The sequence below is a fragment of the Streptomyces sp. N35 genome, from assembly GCF_016464295.1.
Lineage (GTDB): Bacteria > Actinomycetota > Actinomycetes > Streptomycetales > Streptomycetaceae > Streptomyces.
Genome location: NZ_JAEIMH010000004.1, coordinates 20,118 through 25,181, shown reverse-complemented (window position 1 = coordinate 25,181; position 5,064 = coordinate 20,118). Strand labels below are relative to the sequence as shown.

General features: G+C 71.8%; 5 protein-coding genes and 2 pseudogenes. 6 read left to right on the top strand and 1 reads right to left on the bottom strand.

What is annotated here, in order from left to right:
• The first annotated feature begins 105 nt into the window (after positions 1-105).
• The gene (locus JAO81_RS02895) at positions 106-525 is read left to right on the top strand and encodes a hypothetical protein (RefSeq protein ID WP_199546127.1); all 420 of its coding nucleotides are present in this window, start codon (positions 106-108) and stop codon (positions 523-525) included.
• A gap of 9 nt (positions 526-534) precedes the next feature.
• Here the strand turns inward: JAO81_RS02895 and JAO81_RS02890 are convergent, their stop codons facing one another.
• Positions 535-1,314: a helix-turn-helix domain-containing protein gene (locus tag JAO81_RS02890; protein WP_199546126.1), complete on the bottom strand. Its 780-nt coding sequence runs from the start codon at positions 1,312-1,314 to the stop codon at positions 535-537.
• 103 nt (positions 1,315-1,417) lie between these two features.
• On the opposite strand from JAO81_RS02890, the pseudogene JAO81_RS02885 reads away from it, so the two are divergent.
• The 5 genes and pseudogenes from JAO81_RS02885 to JAO81_RS02865 all read left to right on the top strand — a co-directional run.
• Positions 1,418-1,717, top strand: a pseudogene (locus JAO81_RS02885) (4a-hydroxytetrahydrobiopterin dehydratase); the annotation flags it as partial.
• Between the two features lie 6 nt (positions 1,718-1,723).
• Positions 1,724-2,563: a class I SAM-dependent methyltransferase gene (locus tag JAO81_RS02880; RefSeq protein ID WP_199546281.1), complete on the top strand. Its 840-nt coding sequence runs from the start codon at positions 1,724-1,726 to the stop codon at positions 2,561-2,563.
• A gap of 16 nt (positions 2,564-2,579) precedes the next feature.
• Complete coding sequence (locus JAO81_RS02875) at positions 2,580-3,572, top strand: trans-aconitate 2-methyltransferase (protein WP_199546125.1); 993 nt, start codon at positions 2,580-2,582, stop codon at positions 3,570-3,572.
• Between the two features lie 173 nt (positions 3,573-3,745).
• Positions 3,746-4,372 (top strand): ATP-dependent Clp protease proteolytic subunit, encoded by a 627-nt coding sequence (locus JAO81_RS02870; protein WP_199546124.1) that lies wholly within the window; start codon positions 3,746-3,748, stop codon positions 4,370-4,372.
• Positions 4,373-4,374: 2 nt separating this feature from the next.
• Positions 4,375-4,971 (top strand): annotated as a pseudogene (locus JAO81_RS02865) (ClpP family protease); the annotation flags it as partial.
• Positions 4,972-5,064: the final 93 nt, after the last annotated feature.

Below are 5,064 nucleotides of genomic sequence, written 5' to 3'. Positions count from 1 at the left end.
CCCCCCCCCCCCCGCCGGGCAGGGTGTCCCCACCGCCCCCGGGGGCGCCCCCCTCCGACCCCGGCGGCCGGTGACAACACCCGTATCGCGTCGGAGGTTGATCCCATGTCCGCGTTCACTGTCGCCGGCCCCCTGCGCACCCGCGAACCCCGCGCCGCGCTCCGCCTCTTCCTCGGGCTCGACGCCGTCGTCACCGGGGCCAACGGTCTCGCCTACGCCGTCGCATCCGGGCCGCTCGGACGGCTCCTCGGCATCGACTCCGGGCTGCTGCTCGCGCTCGGCCTGGGGCTGCTCGCCTACGCGGCCGGGGTCGCTCTGATCGCCGCCCGCCAGGAACCGCCCGTGCTGCCGGTGCGCGCCGTCGTCGAGATCAACCTCGCCTGGGCGGTGATGAGTCTCGTCGCCCTCGCCGTGTGGTTCAGTCCGAGTACCGCCGGCACCGTGTGGATCCCGATGCAGGCCCTGACCGTGGCCGGTTTCGCGGCGCTCCAGTACACCGCCCTGCGTGCGATGACCAAGCGCTGAACGGCAGGCTCAAGGAAGCAGCGACTGAAGGTACTTGACCGTCGCCGGGTCGGCCGGGAGCAACGTCTCGATGGCCAGCTCGGCGACGGTCACGTCCATGGGCGTGTTGAACGTCGAGATCGACGACACGAAGGACAGCGTCCGCCCGTCGTGCTCCACCTGCAGCGGCAACGCGACATAGGGGACGGGGGAGTTGTCGACCGCGCTCTCGCCCGGATCCTCCACCGGATACGCCGCGACCTCCTCGTACAGCGCACGCAGCGCGTCCGAACGGCGCAGGGCGATCTGCCGCTCCATCTGGTGCAGCAGATGTCCGCGCCACTCGGCGAGGTTGCGGATCTTCGGCGCCAGGCCACGCGGGTGCAGCGTCAGCCGCATCGCGTTGAGCGGCGTCGTCAGCACCTCATCGGACATGCCGTCAATCAGCATCGCGATCCCGCGGTTCGCGGCGATCACGTTGTACGTGGCGTCCACGATCAGCGCCGGATACGGCTCGTAGCCCTGCAGGAGCTGCTCGAGACCCTCACGCAGCGTGCCGAGCTCGTCGAGCGGGGTCTCCGGGTAGTGCGGGGCGTAACCGGCCGCGAGCAGCAGGGCGTTGCGCTCCCGTACCGGGACGTCCAGATGCTCGGCGATCCGCAGCAGGAAATCCTCGCTGGGGCGCGAACGCCCGGTCTCCACAAAGCTGATGTGCCGCGCGGAGGAGTCGGCGCGCAGAGCCAGTTCCAGCTGACTGATCCGACGCTGCTCCCGCCAGGCACGCAGCAGCGGTCCCGCACCCTTGGTCATACGTACGACCGTAGAGCATCCGTCGTCGCAGGTCTGTGGCAGTCTGAAAGTGGCCGGACGCGTGATCGGCGCGTCTCTCCGGCGCGTATCTGAGGAGTACGTCATGCCTGTGGAACCGCTGTCGCAGAAGGACATCGAGGAACGCCTGCGCGAACTGCCCGGGTGGTCCGTGGCGGACGGCCGTCTGGAGCGTTCGTACCGTCTCGGTTCGCATTTCGCCGCCACCGCGATGGTGGTGCACATCGCCCAGGTCCAGGAGGAGTTGGACCACCACTCGGATCTCACCCTCGGCTACAACACGGTCGGCCTGTCCGTGTACACGCACAGCGCGGGCGGCGCCGTCACCGACCTCGACTTCAAGCTCGCCGAGCGCGTGGAGGCGCTGGCCGCCGGACACGGAGCGAGCTGGGTGCAGACCACCCCGGCGGGGGGGCCGGCCCCCGCCCGTCGGGGGGGTGGGTTCCCGGGGGCGGAACCCCCCGCCGCGGCGGTACGGGAGCTGCTGCCGCCGGGCACCGGGCGGCTGCTCGACGTGGCCTGCGGTACGGGGATCGTGACGGAGCGTCTCGGGGCGCCCGGGCTGCGCGTCGTGGGCGTGGACGCGGCGTTCGGGATGGCTGCGCGGGCGGCAGAGCGGCTGCCGGGCTCGGTGATCCTCGGGGACGGCTGCCGGCTGCCGTTCGTGTCCGGCGGCTTCGACGCGGCGAGTCTCGTCTGGCTGCTGCATCTGGTACCCGACGTGGAGCCGGTGATCGCCGAGTGTGCGCGGGTGCTGCGGCCCGGCGGGGTGCTCCTGGCGACCGTGGACAAGGACGCGGGCCATGACGTGGGCTCGGACATCGACGCGCTGTTCGCACCGCATCTGCGCCCGCGGGCGTCGGACGAGTCGGGCCGGGTCTTCGCGCTCGGCGGTGCGCACGGGCTGCGTCCTGTGGCGGAGACCTCGTTCACGGGCCGTGGCCAAGGGCGCTCGCCGCGGACTGTCGCGGCCGCGTTGCGAGCGGGCCGCGTGGGGGGGGGGGCGGTATGTGGGGCGGGGGGGGGCGCAGGGAGCGGCGCTGGAGGCCCTGGCCGCGGAGGTCGAGCGGCTGCCGGATCCGGACGCGCCGCGGGGGGAGCCGCGGTTCCGGCTGGTTGCGCTGCGACTCGAGTCGACCGGGGCCTGAGGGCAGCTGTTTGCCGGAACCGCAACAGAACTTGCCACCCGTCCCGCGTCCGCAGACGCTGGAGGCAACCAGCAGACGTATGAGGCGCGGGAGACGGACATGGCACACGACGGGCACGGCAGCGGCACTCACAACGGCCACAGGGACCATGGCCACGGGGACCACGGTCACGGCGGCGGCACCCACGACGGTCACGGCAACCACGGTCACGGCGGCAGCCACACGCACGCCCACGCCCACGAGAGCAAGGACCTCGACTGGGGCGCGATGGCCGAGTACCTCGAACAGCGCGCCACCGTCTTCGCCCCCCAGTACACCGGCATCATCGAGGACCTCAAGGCCGACCTGCTGGACCGGGGCCACGCCCCCGCCCGCATCATCGACGCGGGCGCCGGCCCCGGAATCCTCACCTGCCGTCTCGCCGAGGCCTTCCCCGAGGCCGAGGCGTACGCGGTGGACGCGGCCCGTCCGCTGCTCGAACGCGCACAGGAGCGGGCGAAGAGCAAGGGTCTCGACGGCCGCGTGCGCACCCACGAGGCCGAGCTTCCCGACGGCCTCGACGGCATCGGTCCTGCCGACGTGATCTGGCTCGGTCAGTCCCTGCACCACATGGGCGACCAGCAGGCCGCCCTCACCCGCCTCGCCGGCGCCCTGGCTCCCGGCGGTGTGCTGGTCCTGCTCGAGGGCGGACTGTCCACGCGCTTCCTGCCCCGGGACTTCGGGTTCGGACGGCCGGGCCTTGAGAACCGCATCGAGGCCGTCCGCGACAACTGGTTCAACGAGATGCGGGAATCCCTCGACGGCGCCAAGCGCGAGACCGAGCACTGGCCCGCGATGCTGGCCGCGGCGGGCCTGCGCCCCGCGGCCACCCGCAGCTACCTCGTCGACCGGCCCGCCCCGCCCGCGCCCGAGGCCCGCGCGCACATCCTGGACACCTTCACCCGCAGCCGCGAGATGATGGGCGAGCACCTGGACGCGGACGACCGCGCCGCCCTCGACCGCCTCCTCGACCCGGCGGACGAGCTGAGCCTGCACCGCCGTGACGACGTCTTCGTCCTCGGCGCGCAGACGGTGCACTTCGCGGTGAAGTAGGCGCTCACCACTCCTCGAGCGGTCGCCCCGCTCCTGAAGCAGCCGCGCCCGCCTCGCGCGGCAGTCGCTCTGCCCTCGGCGAATCTGCCGAGGGCAAAGATCCCTTACGCCGGTGCCCACGGGCGCCGAAGGTGGAGTCACAGCAGCCGGCACCCACCACGTAAGGAGGAGCGATGATCCCGTACGCAAACGACGGCGACACCGCGCCCAGCCGTTACGACGACCACCTCGCCGCCCAACTCCTCAGCCAGCGCATCGTGTTCCTCGGCACCCAGGTCGACGAGGTGTCCGCGAACCGGGTCTGCGCCCAGCTTCTGCTTTTGAGCGCGGAGGACGCACGCACCGACATCAGCCTGTACATCAACAGCCCCGGCGGCTCCGTGCACGCCGGGCTCGCGATCTACGACACGATGCGGCTGATCCCCAACGACGTCTCCACGCTCGCGATGGGATTCGCCGCGAGCATGGGGCAGTTCCTGCTCAGCGTCGGCGCCGCGGGCAAGCGCTATGCGCTGCCCAACGCGCGGATCATGATGCATCAGCCGTCGGCCGGTATCGGCGGGCAGACCGCGGACATCGCGATCCAGGCGGAGAACCTGGAGTTCATGAAGCAGTCCATCGAGCGGATCACGGCCGAGCACACCGGGCAGACCCCGGAGGTCATCGCCCGCGACGGCGACCGCGACCGCTGGTTCACGGCCGAACAGGCCAAGGAGTACGGGATGGTCGACCATGTGCTGGCCTCCCTCGACGACGTACGGCCGAAGAGCACGAAGCCGCGTATCGGACTGGGGGTCTGACGATGGGGCAGTACACGATTCCGAGCGTCATCGAGCGCACCACGCAGGGCGAGCGGGTCTCCGACATCTACAGCAGGCTGCTCTCGGAGCGGATCATCTTCCTCGGCACCGAGATCGACGACGGCGTGGCCAACGTCGTCATTGCGCAACTGCTGCACCTGGAGTCCTCGGCGCCCGAGCAGGAGGTCATGATCTACCTCAACTCCCCGGGCGGCTCGTTCACTTCACTCATGGCGATCTACGACACGATGTCGTACATCACCGCACCGATCGCCACCTACTGCGTGGGCCAGGCCGCCTCCACCGCGGCGGTACTGCTGGCCGGCGGCGATCCCGGCCGGCGCTTCGTCCTCGAACACGCGCGGGTGCTGCTCGGGCAGCCCGCGGCCGGCGGCTCGCAGGGCACGGTCTCCGATCTCGCCCTGCAGGCCAAGGAGATGGTGCGGATCCGTTCCCAGGTGGAGGAGGTCCTCGCGCGGCATACGCACCACGACGCCAGGACGCTGCGCGCCGACATGGACCGCGACAAGGTGTTCACGGCCGAGGAGGCGGTGGCGTACGGCCTGGCCGACGAGGTCCTGAGCCGCCGGCTGGTGCGGGCGGCCTGGGCCGCCCGCCCCCCCGGCGGGGCGGGGGCAGGGCGCGGGCCGGCCCCCCGCCCCGCCCCGGGCGGGGGGGCCCGCCCCGGGCCG

Bases quoted from the DNA above. Each gene is read 5' to 3' on its own strand.
- JAO81_RS02895 (WP_199546127.1), top strand. From the start codon at position 106: ATGTCCGCGTTCACTGTCGCCGGCCCCCTGCGCACCCGCGAACCCCGC.
- JAO81_RS02890 (WP_199546126.1), bottom strand. From the start codon at position 1,314: ATGACCAAGGGTGCGGGACCGCTGCTGCGTGCCTGGCGGGAGCAGCGT.
- JAO81_RS02875 (WP_199546125.1), top strand. From the start codon at position 2,580: ATGGCACACGACGGGCACGGCAGCGGCACTCACAACGGCCACAGGGAC.
- JAO81_RS02870 (WP_199546124.1), top strand. From the start codon at position 3,746: ATGATCCCGTACGCAAACGACGGCGACACCGCGCCCAGCCGTTACGAC.